This is a genomic window from Rhizobacter sp. P3_B12 (assembly GCF_056402895.1).
The window spans coordinates 1-557 of sequence record NZ_JBFUGN010001762.1 but is presented as its reverse complement, the minus strand read 5'-3'; the positions used below and the strand labels follow the sequence as shown (position 1 = coordinate 557).

The 557-nt window shown below is 72.2% G+C and carries 1 protein-coding gene; it reads right to left on the bottom strand.

All coding sequences use genetic code 11. The features are described 5' to 3' along the window. A partial coding sequence (locus tag AC1D01_RS38090; protein WP_477875194.1) for a formate dehydrogenase accessory sulfurtransferase FdhD occupies positions 1-384 on the bottom strand: 384 nt, incomplete at its 3' end. Between the last annotated feature and the right edge of the window lie 173 nt (positions 385-557).

The window sequence follows — 557 nt, the reverse complement described above, 5'->3', positions numbered from 1 at the left end:
GCGTGCGACGACGGCGTCGACCGCGTCGACGGCCGTGGTGCCGCACAGCCCACACCCGCCGAGCGAGGCGAGGTTGCGTGTCGAGGTCACGGCGAGCTCGCCGCCGCGGCCGGGGCCGTCGAGGGTGAGGACGTTGAGGGTGTCGAGGTCCGAGCAGAAGCGAGCGGCGAGGACGTCGTCCCGGCCCGAGATCACGCCCTCCGCCCGGAGCAGCCCGTGCGCGAGGTCGACGTCGTGGCCCGGGCTGCGCATCGTCACCGTGAAGGTGGCGCCGTTGAGCCTGATCTCGAGCGGCTCCTCGCCGGCGATGGTGTCGATGGAGCGGGTGGCCTCGCCGTCGAGGTCGATCCGCACCACCTTGTGGCGTGAGGTGAGCCGGCCCATCAGCGTGCCTCCAGGCGGACGACGACCGCCTTCGACGTGGGTGTGTTGCTGCCCTTGGCCGTCGAGTCGAGGGGGACGAGCACGTTGGTCTCGGGGAAGTACGCCGCAGCACACCCGCGTGCCGTGTCGTATGCCACCACCCGGAACTCCTCGGCCCGGCGCTCGGTCAGCAC